The organism is uncultured Nostoc sp., assembly GCF_964247315.1.
Classification (GTDB): domain Bacteria; phylum Cyanobacteriota; class Cyanobacteriia; order Cyanobacteriales; family Nostocaceae; genus Nostoc.
In genome coordinates, this window is the sequence record NZ_CAXTTT010000026.1 from 17338 (window position 1) to 33387 (window position 16050).

16 protein-coding genes are annotated in these 16050 nt (G+C 39.0%); 8 read left to right on the forward strand and 8 right to left on the reverse strand.

Translation table 11 applies throughout. The features are described from left to right. Positions 1-149: 149 nt before the first annotated feature. The 4 genes from ACFE93_RS10295 to ACFE93_RS10310 form a co-directional block, all read right to left on the reverse strand. The gene (locus tag ACFE93_RS10295) at positions 150-1127 is read right to left on the reverse strand and encodes a hypothetical protein (RefSeq protein WP_375473202.1); all 978 of its coding nucleotides are present in this window, start codon (positions 1125-1127) and stop codon (positions 150-152) included. Positions 1128-1687: 560 nt separating this feature from the next. Next, on the reverse strand, positions 1688-2482 hold the full coding sequence (locus ACFE93_RS10300; protein WP_375473203.1) for a hypothetical protein: 795 nt from the start codon (positions 2480-2482) through the stop codon (positions 1688-1690). Positions 2483-3285: 803 nt separating this feature from the next. Continuing rightward, positions 3286-3684 (reverse strand): TIGR02588 family protein, encoded by a 399-nt coding sequence (locus ACFE93_RS10305; RefSeq protein ID WP_375473204.1) that lies wholly within the window; start codon positions 3682-3684, stop codon positions 3286-3288. Beyond that, complete coding sequence (locus tag ACFE93_RS10310) at positions 3681-4568, reverse strand: TIGR02587 family membrane protein (protein WP_375473205.1); 888 nt, start codon at positions 4566-4568, stop codon at positions 3681-3683. The genes ACFE93_RS10305 and ACFE93_RS10310 overlap by 4 nt, the downstream gene beginning before the upstream one ends. A gap of 387 nt (positions 4569-4955) precedes the next feature. Between ACFE93_RS10310 and ACFE93_RS10315 the strand changes: the two genes are divergently transcribed. Next, a complete protein-coding gene (locus ACFE93_RS10315) occupies positions 4956-5138 on the forward strand; it encodes a CsbD family protein (protein ID WP_334915890.1) in 183 nt (60 codons plus the stop codon). A gap of 321 nt (positions 5139-5459) precedes the next feature. Here ACFE93_RS10315 and ACFE93_RS10320 read toward each other — a convergent pair whose 3' ends face one another. The 3 genes from ACFE93_RS10320 to ACFE93_RS10330 form a co-directional block, all read right to left on the reverse strand. After that, a complete protein-coding gene (locus ACFE93_RS10320; protein WP_375473206.1) occupies positions 5460-5912 on the reverse strand; it encodes a DUF2262 domain-containing protein in 453 nt (150 codons plus the stop codon). Then, positions 5902-7641, reverse strand: a complete 1740-nt coding sequence (mutL, locus tag ACFE93_RS10325) for a DNA mismatch repair endonuclease MutL (RefSeq protein WP_375473207.1) — start codon at positions 7639-7641, stop codon at positions 5902-5904. Before mutL ends, ACFE93_RS10320 begins: the two co-directional genes overlap by 11 nt. Before the next feature lie 267 nt (positions 7642-7908). Beyond that, a complete protein-coding gene (locus ACFE93_RS10330) occupies positions 7909-9186 on the reverse strand; it encodes an ATP-binding protein (RefSeq protein WP_375473241.1) in 1278 nt (425 codons plus the stop codon). 801 nt (positions 9187-9987) lie between these two features. Here ACFE93_RS10330 and ACFE93_RS10335 point away from each other — a divergent pair. Then, entirely contained in the window at positions 9988-11310 is a 1323-nt protein-coding gene (locus tag ACFE93_RS10335) for a 2Fe-2S iron-sulfur cluster-binding protein (protein ID WP_375473208.1), read from the forward strand. Between the two features lie 89 nt (positions 11311-11399). Further along, positions 11400-12047, forward strand: a complete 648-nt coding sequence (locus tag ACFE93_RS10340) for an MOSC domain-containing protein (RefSeq protein ID WP_375473209.1) — start codon at positions 11400-11402, stop codon at positions 12045-12047. 224 nt (positions 12048-12271) lie between these two features. On the opposite strand, the gene ACFE93_RS10345 is transcribed toward ACFE93_RS10340, so the two are convergent. Beyond that, positions 12272-13327 (reverse strand): restriction endonuclease, encoded by a 1056-nt coding sequence (locus tag ACFE93_RS10345; RefSeq protein ID WP_375473210.1) that lies wholly within the window; start codon positions 13325-13327, stop codon positions 12272-12274. Between the two features lie 306 nt (positions 13328-13633). On the opposite strand from ACFE93_RS10345, the gene ACFE93_RS10350 reads away from it, so the two are divergent. The 5 genes from ACFE93_RS10350 (at position 13634) to ACFE93_RS10370 (ending at position 15986) form a co-directional block, all read left to right on the forward strand. Further along, on the forward strand, positions 13634-13762 hold the full coding sequence (locus tag ACFE93_RS10350) for a hypothetical protein (RefSeq protein ID WP_375473211.1): 129 nt from the start codon (positions 13634-13636) through the stop codon (positions 13760-13762). A 77-nt stretch (positions 13763-13839) separates the two neighbouring features. Next, entirely contained in the window at positions 13840-14427 is a 588-nt protein-coding gene (locus tag ACFE93_RS10355) for an L-histidine N(alpha)-methyltransferase (RefSeq protein WP_375473212.1), read from the forward strand. A gap of 27 nt (positions 14428-14454) precedes the next feature. Further along, positions 14455-14934, forward strand: coding sequence for a transposase (locus ACFE93_RS10360; protein WP_375473213.1), 480 nt, complete (start codon positions 14455-14457; stop codon positions 14932-14934). 176 nt (positions 14935-15110) lie between these two features. Further along, positions 15111-15512 carry a transposase gene (locus ACFE93_RS10365; protein WP_375473242.1) on the forward strand — a complete coding sequence of 134 codons (402 nt, stop codon included), beginning with the start codon at positions 15111-15113 and terminating at the stop codon, positions 15510-15512. Between the two features lie 30 nt (positions 15513-15542). Then, positions 15543-15986 (forward strand): L-histidine N(alpha)-methyltransferase, encoded by a 444-nt coding sequence (locus tag ACFE93_RS10370; protein WP_375473214.1) that lies wholly within the window; start codon positions 15543-15545, stop codon positions 15984-15986. Positions 15987-16050: the final 64 nt, after the last annotated feature.

The following is a 16050-nucleotide window of genomic DNA, read 5'->3' on the forward strand; positions in this document are numbered from 1 at the left end:
TAAACACCAGATATTCACCGACTATTTGAAGCGGCAATTTATATAAGCACCAAAATCTTTAAAACCTAGAATTAGCAAGGCTTAATACTTTATCCTAATGTTTCAATTAAGCCTGCTGGAGTTCAACGAGTTATAACGCTAACATGACATTAGGTCTTGACAGATAAATGAGAAATTGTCCATAAGATGAGCAGGAAGATTAAGTAAATTGCACCAACTAATCCAAACTCAATCAGAGGAATATAGGTTACTTCGTAAATTCTGCCCAAGCCGCGTTCAGTCAGTGCATAAACCGCCAGGACACTCACTAAAAAAGCACCGTAGATAGTACGTTTAGTCAAGATACCCACAGGTAAACCATGAAGTTGAGTAAGCACGAGAATACCCAGAAAACCAAAGAGAAATGTGGGCCACTTGCTTTGTCCTAGCATCAACGACACAACCACACTATGTAAAAGCACCGTAATTTCTAAAGTAAATGTCCACCAACGGTTTACATGAGTGCGGTTAAATATCAACGATGATTGGAGCAGCAGCAAGAACATATAGAGAAAACCAATTAAGTGCCCCAAAGTCGCTTCCATTGGGTGATACCAAAAGGTGTAGATAGCGGCGAAGGAGAAAAAATAGCCGTGGTACAGTTTGATAATTTGCAAAAACTGTTGATGGAATGGAACAGAATTGCCAAAAAACAAACCGCGTCTAGGTGTTTCTAAAATCAGTACGAAGACTAGTAGGAATACAACCGCACCTTGAGAAGCCCAAATTGAAGTATCCTGAGCTAGAGCATCGTACCAAATATAAGTCTGGAGGAAGTGTAAAGCGATGAATATACCATTAATGGCAAGCATAAGGTAATTTATCGGGTGCAACGCTGATTTGTATTTCAACTGCGATCGCTGCGCCCACAAGATACACGCCCAGATGCTAAACTGATGCCCAAGGTACATACCCCAAGCCGTTGCTCGACTCCAAAAGGTTGGTTGGGGAAGTTTCCAGTAGTACCAGTTTAATCCTTGGTCAGGAAGTTTGATGATGTTTGCAGGAATGCTCCCACCAATCCAAATTGCGTAGGTGAGGAGGATGCTTACAAAGATGCCTAAAAATAATACTCGGCGACCTGTCATATTAATTTGTAATTCTTAATTCAGACCTAGATTTTCAGGCGACACGTTCTGTTTTTGATTCAGATGTACTTTTAGTTACTCGCAAAATAAGAATCAAAGCTACTACCATTACTAAAGTTCCACTCACAAAAGGAGCAAAACTCCCAAATTTCATAAAACTAACTCCTTGCCCACGTTGGCCCAGCGATGCGTGCCAATGCAGAGCAAGAACTAGAGAACATCAGGAAATGCTTGATTGTAAAAAGCTATTGATTACAAACAGGAATCAGTACAAGCAAAATGTTTGAATTTCAGTATGGTTGAGCAAAATAGCATGGAACAAACCCATGATAAAAATCAAGCCAGTAATACTACTAATGAAAGCAACTATGATTTCGTGCTTCCGTATGGCTTTTTGTATCTTAGCGTCTATGATGTTTTCTAATTCTTTGTATAACATTGAGTTGAATTTGGTTAAAAACAAGAATTATCTGGAACTTATGTTACATACTTAGATAAGTTTGAGTATGTCCGAAATCTCTAACTTATTAAATAAAAACTATTTCAATGCTGTGGGAGTGTTAAGTATGTTTACATCGTTTCAAAACAGCACCTGAAACACCAAAAGCTAATATCGCTAAGGTATAAGTTGATTCGGGAACAGTAAGAATGCTTACCTGATTAATAGCCAAGCCGTATTGTGGAGCAGAACTGCTAAAAACAAGTCGTGAGATGTTTGGGGTGTCACTACGAATCCCCAAGAATACTGCCGAATTATCTAATGCTAAAGAAGAAATATTGGGAACTGAGAAAGTACCCAATAGGTTATTGGCGTTATCAAAAGCGGCGATCGAATTTTCAATTTTCAATTTACTAGTGTCTACAGCTATCTGAGTTCCAGCGCCAAAAACTGGCTGGGCAAAACTAATCGAAAAAGGCCCGCCGTTCCCCTGAGTTCCAGGATCGGGAGTACCAGGAGGAAGAGGGATAAAACCTGTTGGGTCTATACCTCCAAAGAGTATAAAATCACCTAGACCGAAGTTACTCTGAATGCCAGGTGAAGGTAAAGTTTGAAAGACAAACGGTGGAGTAATGTGAGGATTCTTAGTTGGAGTTATATTTATATCTAACCCTAAACCACGTTGCGATGTTGCTAGAAAAGAGTTAGGTAAAAAAGCAGAAAATGCAGGAGATGAGGGATTAAATACATTACCTAAACTATCCCAATTAACTTCATCGTTGCCTCCTAAAGCAGCGCGCTCAGTTACTAAAGATGTAGCTGCTTTAACTGGTAATGGGAGAACCGTTATTATGGCTGTGATTGCTGAAAAATATTTTACAGATAACTTAAACAATTGATTGCTCTTAACTTCCACAATGTTTACTCCTTGATTTTTTAAACTAATATCATCAAAATGCAACAATTAAATACTTAGGATGAGGCGATGCGTTGTTCCGATCAAGAGAGTTAAAGCAACTGCTGTCATCACGCTGACCGCTCTGAAATTTGTCATCGCCTCCATTACTAGCCAACTTGTTATTATTCTTTCCAGTATCAATTAGGTTATCTCCAGTAGCAGAGATATTGTCATTGCATTCATAAGCAAAAGTCTAATAGTCATAACTAGTACACACCAATAAATCATCATTAGTAATACTAATAATAAATAGAAAATATTCTTTGATAGTTTTGTACATCAAATAATTTTGATATTTGTAATACTTACATATTACAAATATCAAAATTATAAATTTCTGATGAAATATGCCTCAAAACAGTTAATCCTCTTTTATATCTCTGGCGAGAGAAAAATACAATAATTTATTTACTAAAATTATTTAATTTATTCAAGGCTTTCAAAAAGGCGAGGGCTATTGTGTTGGAAATATGGGGAAGCAATAAAATATCGGACTGATACAGCAGATTTCAACTTCTCTACGAACGCGAACAGCGTCTCAAAGACAGAGGCTGCGTCAACGTCAAGTACAGAATACCCTACCAGCGCGATCGCACGCACCCGAACTCAACTCTTAGCGCACTGTATTAAGCAGGCAATGCCCGACTTGTTCGCTCTTAGGGTTCTCGCTATGAAAGCAAGTGGCATGAGGGTGAAGGAAGGTATACTTCCAACAAATAGATTATCCAATATTGTGGGGTATTTTTTTATTTGTCAGTCGCTTATGGCAATTTATAGCTACCAATACGCAGAGTTAACTGACCTTGGCACGGGTTATGGCTAAATATAAATGCACCTTCTTCACTTTCCCCACTAGATAAAAAGTCGATCTGTTGCTCTCCTGTTTCTGTAACTTTGCCGTTAATCATTAACTCAGCCATAATCTGAACTGACTCGGCTGTGTCTCCTCCACTATTGACAACTTCAAAAGGAACATAAAACTGACCATTAATTTCTCGAATTGTTTGTTTTTTAGTAACAGAAAGGATCGGAGGTTGATTTTTTTCGTTCAGCCAAGTGTAGCCTACTAGACTCACAATGATTGCTAGGATGAATGAGGCAATGCTGAATGTTATCCACTCAGCTATTGAGCGCTTTGGTTGTTGTTCTGTTTTAGTCATATTGCTAACCTTCCGGCTGCACCACCAATAGTTGCAGGTAAACCCAGTATCAATGTGTGATCTAACCACATTGTCCAGGGGTCGCTAAAAGTTAATTTTTGAAAGAACCATAGCATAAAAGCGCCTGCTAGCAATGATATTAGGTAGGATATAATAGTTTCGCTCGATGGTCGTTGAAAAATTCCCTTTTGGTCTTTACGTTTTTGCTGGTTAGAAAAACCTGCCTGAAATACAATGCCATAAGAAATCAGCAAAGATGCGGCGATCATTGCCAACTCCCAAGGTGGAGAGGTTGCGGCTGCAAGCATCGGAATTTCATCTGTAGGAGCGATATTAAATGCAATTATGGTTGCACCAATCAGGGTTCCACCCACATCAGCAAAGGTGGCGTGTAACTCATCCCCTTTGTTCTTGGTTGTGCTATTTTCCCGATCGCTTCCTTGTCCTTTTCCATTACTGTTTTCAGTATCTCCCAACAACTGATTCGCTAATGCTACACCGAGAGCGAAGGGCACACTTTCAAAGATGATTTTACCTAAAGACTCTCTTAAGGAGGTTTCTAGTGTCAATTCTCGCAATAGTAATAGCACAAAGGTAGAACAAGTTAGTCCGATCGCGATCGCTTTGACGGTATCCATTACAGCTTGATGAGGAAGACCTGTATATCTGCGTTTCCGAAAGCCTTCTGTGTAATTGAGCAAATAAACCACAATAAACATTAATGCGATCGCCATCATGATTAGTTGTGGTTTTGCCAGCGATCCAATCCACCAAACCTCCATTGTGTACAGCAAGGGTATACCAAACAAAAAACCTCCACAAGCACCTCGAATGATGTCATTAATCTCATTCTTCCAGACATTTTTTTGACTTTTTGTTGGCACTACTTTATTTTCCTTTTATTTAAATTTTGCTTTCACTTATAGTTCATTTATTTGGGAAAAATTTATTTTTTAATATATATAAATTTTATTTATCAGATTGTCATGTTTGGCATTATATGCTACAATTTCAACCGACATCTATCTTAAGTTAATATAATTTACCAAAATATTCTCTCGGTTGATGGAAGTAAAAAACAATACACAACTGTTAGATTAATTAATAGCTTAGGGATTTCCAAGTAATAAAATAACTGAAATATTTTATTACTTGTAGGATGAGCGTCTTACCCGTCCTGTGAAATGGTCGGGCTTTTCGACCCACTTTGCAAGTAGTAGTAACTTATTTTTGGAGTTCCCTGAATCAACTACAAGCTGGAGATAAAAACCATGAGTGCCGAAAAGAGAATAGAAGCAACTGCAAAAAATATTGAAGGAAAAATTCAAGAGGTTGTGGGTGAAGTTACAGGTAATCCACAAGATAAAGCTGAAGGACAAGCAAAGCAAGCTGAAGCTCAAGTTGATCACACCGTAGAAAATATTAAAGACGAACTCAAGAAAGCTTTAGAATGATTTCGCTTGTCTAGTGCAAATAGAAATTTTATTGATGATTGACTCCTAAATTTGTAACTTTAATTACTCCACTTTCTATAAGTTAGTGGGGTTTTTTATGGCATAAAATCTGAAAGTATTAGTTACTAAGAGGTTGTTTGAAAAGTGGTATGTTGTGATTTTAATCGAATTATTACCCCCCTTAATCCCCTCGATATATTGGGGGGAAATAAGAAAATCCGGTTCCCTCCCCAATATATCGGGGAGGGTTAGGGTGGGGTAAAAAATATTTGATACATCAATCATGACTTTTCAAACATCCTCTAAAACTTGCCTATTCAATTAACCAGGGATACTAGCATCTACAAAGCAATCATGTTTATCCATTTTAATAAGGATACAGTGTCCAAAAAATAGGTTTCCATCGTTATAGTATAACTCTGCTTCACCATCTGGAAAAAAGACCAATCCTTCAAGCGTCATTCGGTTTTTGAACTCCTCAGATGTTAATGTCTCACCTTGATCAAGCCATGTCTCATTCTTAAGCTTTAGCAATTGTTCAACAGCATATTCTTTTGCACTTTTAGCATGATGTTTCAAGTCTCGTACAACACTATTAGCTCTGTACAATGCTGATTCGACCTTATTATTATCATCTGTTGAAATACTAATAGTAAGTTGTGTTTCATAGAATACAACTTGGCATTCATACCAATCTAATTCGGAATTATACCGTACATATCCCAAAAATTCATGTTTGATGTCGGGATAATTCATGGATTTTTCAAATTCCATGACTTTTACCAATTACCCAATTACGCCGGAAAAACCGAGCTAAAGCTGATTCTTCTAAAGATAGATAAATTGGGCGTCCGTGGGGACAGGTGCGGGGGTTGCGAGTGCGTTGCCAATTATCTAAAAGTGTCTGCATTTCTTGTTGATTCATCGGTGTACCATTACGAATGGCACTGCGACAGGCGACGGCTACTTGGGCTGTTTGTAAATCGCCTCCCCAACTAAGTTCTAAAATTGCTTCTGCACAGTCGTCTCGCTGCTGCAAAGGTGCGGGGATATTACGAACTGCCCAAAGTTGTTCGCCAAAGGGTTCTATTTCTAAACCGATGCGTTGCAGTTGTGCTACTTGCGCTGATGATAATTGATAAAGAATTATTGGCGGTTCGACGGGTAAAAGTTGCCAATCATCGCATAATTGCTCATATAAAACTCGCTCGTGGGCAATGTGCTGTTCTACTAACCACATCCCACCTGAATGTTCCGCCACAATATAAGTGTTGCTAACTTGAGCGACAGCTTTTAAGGAGTTAGGAGAGACGCGATTAATCGCGTCTGTACAAGGGTTGTGATTTTGAGGATTGAAATTGTAACCGCCTTTGGCTTCTGCGGCTTTGAGTAATTTACTAACTCGTGTTGTGTGAACAGCTTCTTTGAGATTGTTAGAAGAGATGCTGAGTGCTTGGTTAATTGCTTGGGAAATTTGCTCTTGCCAATAAATGATTTCGTTGAGGTAAATTTCTGTTTTTGCTGGATTGCGATTCCAGTTAATTTGTTCGGGGGAAATAGCAAGATGTAAGAAACAAATTGGATAGCGATCGCGTGGTAATGTTCTATGAAATGCTGATAATATCGTTTGCTCTAGTTCCGGTGTCTTCACCATCCTGCCGTTAATGGCTACACGTACCCAATCTGGACGATGACGATGACAGCGATCGGGTAATCCTACCACTAAAGTGAGTGCTGAGTGCTGAGTGGGGAGTGCTGAGTGGGGAGTGAGGAGTGAGGAGTTAGGAGTTCTGTCTTCTGAGTTTAGTGGGTTGGGTATTTCGAGTTTCACTTCTTGCAAGTCACCTTGTCGCACTTGCGGTAAAATTTGCGGTAGTAATTGTCCAGTTGTGGCAGCAGGACAAATGGTGAACCATTGACGGTCATTTTGCCAAATCTGCCAGGTGACGTGGGGATGACAGAGGGCGATTTGGTAAATTGTAGCTTGCACAGCTTTCATTTGCTGTGCTGTTGTGGGTAATCCCTGACGACGAGATGAGCAATTACCGAAAAGATGGGAAACTGTAACTACTGTACCAGGTGCGATCGCAGTTACTTCAACTTGTATAACTTTCCCGCAATCGCCATAAATTATCCGCCATCCTAATTTTCCGTCCAGAGGACGACTCAAAATTTCTAAATCTGCCAGAGTGGTTAAACTGTGCAACGCCTCACCACGAAACCCCAAACTGTTAATTTTCCACAAATCGGTAGTAGAGCGAATTTTACTGGTGCTGTGGGCTGTCGCCGCTTGTTGCAAATCATCTAAGTTCATTCCATAACCATTATCTGCCACACGAATTCGCCATTGCTGCGGCCATAGAGAAACCACAATTCGTGTTGCACCTGCGTCTAGGGAATTTTCTACCAATTCCCGCACCACAGAAGCTAAAGAGTCAATTACCTCTCCAGCTGTAATGAGATATACGACTTCTGTTGGTAGAGCTTGAATAGTAGATGCCATAAATAATAGTTTATAGCTTCTGGGGGCACGTTATATATGACTTATATCATGTCCGGTTGATTTGGCAATTGAAGCTGATGCCTACGCTGAGTTTGTCCGTGCAGGTAAGTTAAAGAAATAACTGTCACCTTTTTTACAAATAACCCATGAGAGAGCAGATGGGAAGAAATAAGTCTATACTGCATAGTAAGCGATCGCAACTTAACAAGATTGTAAATTCTTTAGGTTCTGTCTTCATTTGCTCCAACCGTCAAAAATGCTACCCGTTTAAAGGCTCCCAAGAACAACCACAGGTAATTGAACGCTCACTTTAGTACCTGTCACGATGTCAGACTCAATGGATAATTCTCCACCATGAGCATTGACGATACGTTTGGTAATGGCAAGTCCCAACCCGGTACCGCTTGGTTTTGTGGAAAAGAACGGCTGCGTTAGCTTTGACAAAACCTCTGAAGGAATTGGCTCACCACCATTGCAGATATTAATGCAGATTTTATCTAAAGACGAACTATCCACTTCCCATTTAATTGTATCACCTGCTGAGACTGCCTCACAAGCATTGCGAACAATATTAATAAACACTTGTTTTAGCTTATCTTTATCTCCTAAGATTTTTACTGTAGGTAGCGCCGGGATAAATTCGATTTGCCGTGAGAGTGCTTCTGGCATCTCGCACATTGGCATGAGTAATTCACAAATAAATTCATTCACATCCAATTCACACAGTTGCAACACCTGGGGTTTGGCATAAAGCAAAATTTCACTCAGCAGATTTTCTAGCCGACTAGCCTCACTAAGTGCCAGCAATAATCGCTCTTGAGCAGCTTCAGTCAAAATGGTTTTCTTAAAATACTTCAATCCCATAATCATTGTTGTTAATGGATTGCGAATTTCATGCACAATCATCGCCGCAAATTCACCAATAGCTGCCAGCCGTTCTTGTTCTAAAAGCTTGGCTTGCGCTGCTCGTAATTCTGCGGTGCGTTTTTCTACCTTAGCCTCGAGGATATGATTAAATTGGCACTGTTGCTGGTAAAGATGGTAATGGTCAATCGCAGTAGCAGCACGCTCGGCGAACAATTCCACAATTTGGATTTCTTCTTTTGTAAATTCCCTTGCTTGCCGATGAAAAGAGCAAACAGTACCGAAGACTTGACCTTCAGTAGTTTGCAAGGGTATCCCTAAATATGCTCGATAACCTGGCGCAGGTTTACCATATTCTGGATTAGCCACAGCATCCTCAACAGCTAATGTGCGCCCAATTTGCAAAACTGTAGCAATCAATCTACCATGCAGTGCATAAACACGAGGTGTATCTTCGGACATTTCCAGACTACTCGCTAGAATAGTTTCAAACCCTTCTTGGCAAAAGGTAACAACCGTCCAATCAACTCTAATCAGTTCGCTGACTCCACAGGCAATGTTGTGTAAATAGCTACCTATTTCACCAGTGCGATAATTCAAAGAGGACAAACGTGCTATTATCTGCCGCTCGCGCTGCCAAGGTTGTTGCAACAACATTTCTTCATCATTGGCTTTGCTCATGGATACTTGTTGCATGGTTTAGCAAAATAAATTAAAAAAATCAAATATTAAATATTGGATTTTCCAGGTATTAACTCTGGATATCCTAATAATTTTGATGGGGAAATTTTACTAGATAAATGTGCTATTTATGCAGAATAAGTGTGAAAATTTACTTAAATAAATGTAAATTTTCACAACAAATAGCAAGCAAAAATCAGGGTAGTTAAGGGGAAGTTACCGTATCTTTTTTTACATTAAATCATTTCTAACCTCAAAATTTAAATTTTGCTGAGAAATCTGTAAGAAGTTTCTAAGGAAAATATTAGTTTTTTAGATATCAATCCTTATATATCTATAATTTTTAGATTAATTATTTAAGTAACAATCAGTTTAAAGTTCAAGTCAAGACCTATATCGCTGATTGATGCATTGAGGAATTGAAATTATGAAATTAAGACATTTATTAATACTGGGCTTGTCTTCTCTTGTCATGGTTGGCTGCGTCCGCGAAGTATCAAATAACCGTAAGTCATAATGCCCAGACTGGTGAAGTGAAAGCTACCCCAGTTACTTAAGTTCCAATTTTGTTTTCTTCTAGAACACCGATTCAGTAATAAAAAACGAGACTGAGACATCCGATTTTTAGTTTTTCATAGAAGTAGGTGTGCCAGTTTCAGAGAGGATTTCATCACCTAATGTTAGTCCCGCAGACATCGAAAAAGTTTTGGCTGCGGCTCCTATGGTCTTGAAATTATTCTTCCACCTGCTGAATCTTCGCAGGTATAGCCCAACATCACTAAAAGTATTAGATAGGAAACAATGATGCTAGAAAGTCTGGGAAGAATTAAGAATCCATTAGTCAGAAGTATAGCCGCAGCAGCTACAGTTGGTTCAGTAATCACCTTATCTGCTGCTGTTGTAATTGGAGTGACCAATGCCAAAGATAAATCTGCCTACCAATTTGGTGTCTATTCCTCACTGTTTGGAACAGCTAGTGGTGCAATCTTTGGTTTAGTTTATACAAGCAAAGCAAGTGGAAACAAATCTACTCCAGACCTCAAAGCATCAGATAGTCATGTTTGGAAAGATTGGCGAAACTTTATCGTTGTTCGTAAGGTGAAAGAGAGCGAAGAAATTACCTCTTTCTATTTACAACCTGAAGATAAAGGGGAAATTCCTAACTTTCAACCAGGTCAATTTTTAACCATCAAACTTGATATTCCTGGACAGGACAAGCCTGTAATTCGTACTTACTCACTTTCAGATTATCCTGAAAACTGTGAATACTATCGTCTCTCAATTAAGCGGGAACCTGCACCGAACGGATTAGATGTCATGGCTGGTATAGCATCTAATTTTATGCACGATCGCATTCAAGAAGGTTCAGTAATTTTAGCAAAACCACCAAACGGTAAATTTGTTTTAGATGTGCAGAAGTCGATCCCCGCAGTACTGATTAGCAATGGTGTGGGAATTACGCCGATGATTAGTATGGCGAAAGCTTGCATCCGTCTCAATCCTACTCGTCCTATTTGGTTTGTACATGGTGCTAGAGACGGAAATTTTCATGCTTTTCGGGATGAAGTGAGGGAAATTAATCGACAAAATCCTAATATGAATGTGCATTTTCGCTATAGTCGTCCTACACCTGAAGATAGAGGTAAATACCACAGTGTTGGTTATGTTGATGCTGCTTTTATTCAAGAGTTAGTACGACAAGAAGCTGAGTATTTTCTGTGTGGTTCTCCATCTTTTATGCAATCCATAATGCAAGGATTAAAGGAATCGGGAGTACCTGACAGTAGAGTATTCTTTGAGTTTTTTGGTAAACCGATGAAAAGTCAGTCTGAAAAACAAACTCCTAGCGTAACTGGAGATGAAAAATTTGCAGAAATTGTCTTTGCCAAATCTGGCAAAACTTTGACATGGCAACCTAATGATGGCACTATCCTAGAATTTGCCGAAGCCAATGATATTAATCCACCTTTTAGTTGTCGTGTAGGTGTTTGCGGTACTTGTATGTGTAAAATCAGCGAAGGTGCAGTTGCTTACCAAGAAGAACCAACTGCAACAACTGATAAGGGTTCGGTGTTAATCTGTATTTCTCAACCTGGAACGGCAAAATTGGTGTTGGATATTTAATAAATTCCTCTGATAATCAATTAATATCAAGCCTGTTATCTATCAGACTGAATATCGGTACAAAATTTTATTAGAGGAGATATTAAATTGTGCAAGTTATCTCAGTCAATGTAGGACTTCCTTGTGAAGTATTTTGGAAGGGCAAAACAGTTACAACTGGAATTTTTAAAGAACCAGTTGAGGGACGGGTGATGATGCGATCGCTCAACTTAGACGGAGATAGACAAGCTGATTTGAGCGTCCACGGAGGGAAAGACAAAGCAGTTTATGTTTATCCATTCGAGCATTACGACTATTGGCGGCGCAAGTTACCTGACATGGATTTTCCTTGGGGAATGTTTGGTGAAAACTTTACCACAGTCGGGCTGTTAGAGGATGAGGTTAATATTGGCGATCGCTTTCGGATTGGTAGCGCAGAGGTAATGGTGACTCAACCTCGAATGCCTTGTTATAAACTGGGAATCAAGTTTGGACGTACTGATATAGTTAAACAGTTTTTAGATAGCCGCCTAACGGGGTTCTACTTTTCGGTGCTGCAAGAGGGTCAACTAGGAAATGGTGATACTTTGTCGTTAATCAATCGAGACTCAAATAATGTCACTGTTGCTGACATTACCCGACTTTATGCACGGGAAACACACGACTTAGAACTGTTACACCGAGTAGTACAAGTTGAGGCTTTACCTACAGGTTGGCGAGACTACTTTCAGCAGCAAATTGAAAAGCTTAAAAGATGAATTTCATTAATGGCTAATCATCTTACAGCAGACGGTTTTAGTAATCTCAGTGAGCTTTTTGATGGTGATGCCCCGATGACCCCACGAGGATGTATTGCCTAAGCGTGGACAGTGGCAGAGGTTTTGTGTGCTTGGCTGGGGACGGAGAGTTGATATAGGGAATAACTCGTAACTTAAAGATTTAGTTTAACAGTTAGTTCGGTTATACTACTTCGCTACTGCATTTAACTCTGCATTAAATACGCGGCAATCTCTCGATTGGCTATGCGTTGCATTTTAGTTTCTAAACTTTGTCTATCAATGGTTTCTATTGTAGCAAGTGAAGCACCTTTATCCTTCAACCATCTCTTAGCTGGTTCTGTAAAATATGATGTAGTTACGAAAAAGCCTTTATCAATTTTGTCTCCTGCTAAAGTTGCAACAAACTCCTTAACCTTTGGCTCTCCAACTGGATTAAGCTGTCTTTTAACTTGAACATAAGCAACTGTGGGAACACCGTCTATTTCTTGCTTTGCAATAATATCTTTACCTCCATCACGAGTTTTTTTCATCCTCTCAACAGTCCAACCTTCTTCAACAAAAATTGCAGATGTAAAGTCTTCAAATTGATGGGGATCAAGTAAGTTTTCCATTAATATGTTTCTACGTAAAAAATAATTGCATAATAAACCAGGGGAAAGCTTCGTGATACCAACTCTTTTTTTCAGTTGTTTTGATAAACCAGCTTTTCCTTCAACCAATTTCCCTAGTGGGCAGTCAGCACTAAAAGGCAAAGTCCAAAGGAGCTTTCCCAGTGTTCTTGAATCAGCATTGGATGATTCCGTTATCTCTTGCTGTATATTTGCTGCTGTGTCACGAGTCAAACGATTTATTCGACAATTTTCTGTTCCATTTTCTGAGTATAAGTCAGAATGATAAAATGCATAAGCTAGTTGCAAAATTTGAGTATTTTCTAAACATCTCTGCCATAGATTATGCAACATATCATCATATTTAAGCTTAATCATAGAATCAATCTCTGGAAAAAGCTTAAGCCACAAAAGTGCCATTTTTGCACGTTTCCAGGGTTTTTGTAAGTTCAGTAAATCACTTCTTCGCAGACAACGTAGTACTTCTATGGGAATATTATCTTCATCCTCATCAAGAATACGTTTCTCATAGGGATGAAAGCCAAGCATTAAATCAAACCGATCAGAAATTTCTGGATCAACAGCAAACGAAGCAGTTATTTCTACGTATTTCTGTTTTTCTTGATCGATGTGTGATGAAAAGTTTACCATACTTTACTCAGGACAAAATAATTAGAGGCTTTGATATATGTAACTATGATAAGGGATACTTATCTATGTATACAGTATCTCATAGATAATATTCATTACAAGTACACTCTTATCAAAGCAAAACACTTGAGATTACTAATAAAACTAAAACTTAATATAAATTTTTCCTGAGTTTATCCTAAATTTTTATTTATCAATTCACCTAGCAAATTTTAATCAAAATATCAGCCCCATCTTTGATAAAAACGTGATACTCAACATAGCAAATTAACTCAACTAAAGTGCAGATATGCAGACGGTAAGATAATGACAACTCCAACCCAAAAAGAAATCAGATTAGCAGAAGCCCAAAATCACATAGCCCATTGGCGCAGATGGGGGCCTTATTTAAGCGATCGCCATAGCATAAATCCGCCCAAATCACTGCTTTCATAACAGGAGAGCGGCCTATAAGTCTGCATTTCAAGCTTTTCTATACCTCAATTCAAAAATAACTGAAGGAGAGCAATAAATTGAGGATTCAACAAAAAGAAGATTCTCGCTTTCGCTGGATTAATTTAGATTCATCTCAGCTATTAATTCAGGAAGACACAGATATTATTCAAGGACTAAACAATCAACCTAAAACCTTACCATGCCGTTACTTATACGATGACCAAGGCTCAGAAATATTTGAGCAAATTTGTGAACTGCCAGAATACTATCCAACTCGCACAGAGCAAGCAATTTTAGAAACATCTGCCCTAAAAATCGCCCAAATAACAGGTTTGTGTACCTTGATAGAACTGGGTAGTGGTAATTCTTGCAAAACTCGCCTATTGTTAGATGCGTACAGTCAATTTCAACAAGAACTGCAATATTTCCCCATTGATGTTAGTGCCGGAATTCTTCAAACTACTGCTTTGGATTTGCTTCATCAGTACCCAAAATTAAAACTTTGTGGTTTAGCAGGAACTTATGAACAAGCGCTAGCACAGCTTCCACCTGCTGAATTCGAGAATCGGATGTTAATTTTTTTGGGAAGTACGCTAGGGAATTTGAATGAGCAAGAATGTAGCGACTTTCTCATACCAATTCTCTATGAAGATGCACTAAATTAATAGAGGTAGAAGCAGGGGTGCATAGATATGGGAAATCAGTTTCGAGTAGAAGTGTATGAGAGCAGCGAAGAACTGCAACACCGATTGCGCCATACAGTAACAGCAACAACTAAAGAAAGGCTACAGATGCTCTACTGGATTAAGGTAGGCGCGATCGCAACCAGACAGGAAGTTTCACAGCGACTAGGACGAGACGAATCAACTGTATATCGGTGGTTGCAACGGTACAAGCAAGGTGGTATCGATGCCTTGCTAGAAGTCAAAACTCCTCCTGGAAAGTCAGGTTTAATACCAGTGAAAGTAATGAATCAACTTACAGAACGTCTTTGCAAGCCAGAAGGATTCAACAGTTATAGCGAAATCCAGGAGTGGCTTACGCAGGAATGCCAGATTGTGGCTGCGTACAAAACTGTACACAAAATTGTACGCTACAAGCGTTTAGGCCAAATTGAAAGTACCTCGTCCGCGCAGTGCCAAAGCAAAACCGGAAGTCCAAGAAGCCTTTAAAAAAAACTGCCAGAAATAATTCAAGTGTTGCTACGCTATTTGGGGACAGGTAAACAAGTACGGTACTGGTGCCAAGATGAAAGTCGTTTAGGGCTGAAAACAATTACAGGTCGCACAATCACCCTTAAAGGGGTTAAACCTAAAGGTATTGTTGTCGCATGTGAAAAAACTTTTATCTGTATGGTCTTGTTGAGCCAGCAACAGGAGATAGTTTTTTCTGGGAGTTCTCTCACTTGGATAGTACGTGTTTTCAAGATTTTTTAAACCTTTTTTCAAAAACTTATTCTGAAGTGTTGAATTTGGTTCAGATGGACAATGGTAGCTTTCACAAGTCCTTGGATTTAAGATGGCCTGATAATGTTATTCCCATTTTCCAGCCACCAAATAGTCCTGAGTTGAATCCTATAGAACGCTTATGGGAACACATCAAGTACAAATTGTCTTGGGAACATTGCACAACTTTAGATCAGTTAAGACAGCAGTTAAAACAGGTTCTTGATTCCTTCTCGAACGAAGCGATCGCCTCGATTTGTGGATGGGATTACATCACCTCCGCTTTATTAAGTGCAACTTCATAGAGAATTGGTATCACTCAAATTGAACGAGCATTGAAACCTGGAGAATTCTTTTTATTTGGCGTGGATTTGCAAAAGCCAATAGAAATTATTGAGGCAGCTTATAATGATTCTCAATCTGTAACAGCAGCTTTTAATTTAAATATTTTGCACCATCTCAATCGACGCTTTCAAGGTAATTTTGAAGTTAACCAATTTGAACATTGGGCTTTCTACAACCTAGTAGCTCACCAAATTGAAATGCATCTACGAAGTCTCACAAATCAAACCGCAGTACTAGAAGCTTTGGATTATCAAGTTTCTCTCAAGTCTGGGGAAACAATTCGTACCGAAATATCCCGCAAGTTTCATTTACCAACTTTAATTTCTGTTTTAGAAAATCATGCACTCCAGCCATTACAAATCTGGTCAAATGTCCAAGGTTGGTTCAGCTTACTATTATGCCAACGTCAGGTTACAGCTCATGAATATCTATAAGCGGAAAAATACTTCTGCCGAAAGTTTTTATTGTCGATTTGGGTTTGAAAATTATGAGTGCTAT

Excerpts from the sequence above, each read along its gene's own strand:
- ACFE93_RS10350 (WP_375473211.1), top strand. The coding sequence starts at position 13,634 with ATGACAACTCCAACCCAAAAAGAAATCAGATTAGCAGAAGCCCAAAAT.
- ACFE93_RS10330 (WP_375473241.1), bottom strand. The coding sequence starts at position 9,186 with ATGAGCAAAGCCAATGATGAAGAAATGTTGTTGCAACAACCTTGGCAG.
- ACFE93_RS10320 (WP_375473206.1), bottom strand. The coding sequence starts at position 5,912 with ATGGAATTTGAAAAATCCATGAATTATCCCGACATCAAACATGAATTT.
- ACFE93_RS10345 (WP_375473210.1), bottom strand. The coding sequence starts at position 13,327 with ATGGTAAACTTTTCATCACACATCGATCAAGAAAAACAGAAATACGTA.
- ACFE93_RS10360 (WP_375473213.1), top strand. The coding sequence starts at position 14,455 with ATGGGAAATCAGTTTCGAGTAGAAGTGTATGAGAGCAGCGAAGAACTG.
- ACFE93_RS10295 (WP_375473202.1), bottom strand. The coding sequence starts at position 1,127 with ATGACAGGTCGCCGAGTATTATTTTTAGGCATCTTTGTAAGCATCCTC.
- ACFE93_RS10305 (WP_375473204.1), bottom strand. The coding sequence starts at position 3,684 with ATGACTAAAACAGAACAACAACCAAAGCGCTCAATAGCTGAGTGGATA.
- mutL (WP_375473207.1), bottom strand. The coding sequence starts at position 7,641 with ATGGCATCTACTATTCAAGCTCTACCAACAGAAGTCGTATATCTCATT.
- ACFE93_RS10315 (WP_334915890.1), top strand. The coding sequence starts at position 4,956 with ATGAGTGCCGAAAAGAGAATAGAAGCAACTGCAAAAAATATTGAAGGA.
- ACFE93_RS10335 (WP_375473208.1), top strand. The coding sequence starts at position 9,988 with ATGATGCTAGAAAGTCTGGGAAGAATTAAGAATCCATTAGTCAGAAGT.